Below are 1,729 nucleotides of genomic sequence, written 5' to 3' on the forward strand. Positions count from 1 at the left end.
CACTGGGATAAAGAAAAGAAACAGCCACGTTCAAATAGTGTCATGGCTTTTGGCTATGTCCAGGATCTTATCTCTGACGAAATCCCCGATCCTGTCGCTTATTATACTGACTTTGTTGCAAAAAAAAATGCAGACCGTGCTGCTGCTCTCGCAGAAAAGACCCGCCCCCGCGCTTTTACTGCCCCTGTGGAATACAACCTCGGTCATTTTCTCCTCCACACACTTTTAGAAGAACTGAATGTCCGGAATGTCATAGACATCCTGGCTGCCCAGATGCGCTTCCAGTTCAGCGTTTATGATATGATCGCCCAGCTTATTTTTTCCAGGGTTATCTGTCCATGCTCCAAAGCAAAAACTGTTTCTGCCGTTTTTCCTCATCTTTACAACAGTTCCCCAATCTCGGAAGATCAGGTTTACGACGGGTTATCTTTTATCGGCGGATCCTATAAAAAATATATCGAACTCTTTAACCATTGCTATGAGCAGTACTATCAGAGGGATTTCGGCAATGTATTTTTTGACTGTACGAATTATTATTTCGAGATCGACCTGCCCTATCAGGATAAGCAGAAAGGCCCTTCCAAAGAAAACCGGCATGACCCAGTCATCGGACAGGCGCTCCTTCTGGATGCAGACCTGGTGCCGGTGGCCATGCAGATGTATCCCGGAAATGAATCTGAAAAACCTTATATCCGGAAGATCATCGAGGAAATGAAGGGCCGCTATAAAGTTTCCGGAAAGACGGTGCAGGTCGCAGATAAAGGGCTCAACTGCGCCAGGAATATTTATGCTGCCGCGAAAGAAGCGGATGACGGGTATATTTTTTCCAAGTCTGTACACGGCAGGAATTTAAGCCAGAAAGAAAAGAAATGGCTCATCCTGGAAAACGATGAAAATGTATGGAAGGATTACAGGGACAAAGATGGGAATCTCTTATTCCGCCTCAAATCCTGCGTAGATACCTTTTTTTATCACTTTGAAGAAAATGATCCTAAGACCGGAAAAGACACCACAAAGACTTTTTCAGTGACCGAAAAAAGGATCGTGTCTTACAACCCTGCACTGGCGAAAAAGCAAAAAGCGGAGATCCGAAAAATGGCAGACAAAGCTTCCGGCTATGCCACTTACAAAACCGTGGCCCGGGAAGAACTAGGGGATTCTGCGAAATACGTGAAGATCACAAACATAGACAAAAACGGGAAAAGGATAAAGCCTGTTGTAGAAATTGATAAAGAGAAGATTGAGGAAGATCTGAAGTATGCCGGATACAACCTTATGGTCACATCAGAGCTGGATATGGATCCGCTCCAGGTCTATCGGACCTATCACAGCTTATGGAAGATCGAGGAATCTTTCCGGATCACGAAGTCTTATCTGGACGCCCGTCCGGTTTATGTACATAAAAAAGAAACAATCTATGGGCATTTTTTAATCTGCTACCTTAGCTTGTTTCTTTTAAGGGTATTAGAGATCAAAGTCTTTAAAAACAAGATCAATTCCTACGATTTGATACACTTTATGCGTGACTTCCGGGTGGTAAAAATAGAAAAAGACTCCTATATCAACATATCCAGGGATCAGGCTGTCAACGAAAAAGTCAAAGAGCTGACTGGGTTGACAACCCTGGATGCACTATATCTGTCCGAAAAAGAGGTTGAAAATCTCTTCAAAAACTGTATGCTGCTTGACTCCTGAGTACTAGGATTGGAGAAAAACGACGGAAGTCAGG

General features: G+C 43.7%; 1 protein-coding gene. It reads left to right on the forward strand.

Annotated features, from left to right (window positions below; genetic code table 11):
- Window positions 1-1,695, forward strand: a 1,695-nt coding sequence (locus B5G33_RS20795; RefSeq protein ID WP_087418974.1) for an IS1634 family transposase, incomplete at its 5' end; no start/stop codon positions are given.
- Between the last annotated feature and the right edge of the window lie 34 nt (window positions 1,696-1,729).

This window comes from Blautia sp. An81, from assembly GCF_002161285.1.
GTDB classification, from domain to species: Bacteria; Bacillota; Clostridia; order Lachnospirales; family Lachnospiraceae; genus Blautia; species Blautia ornithocaccae.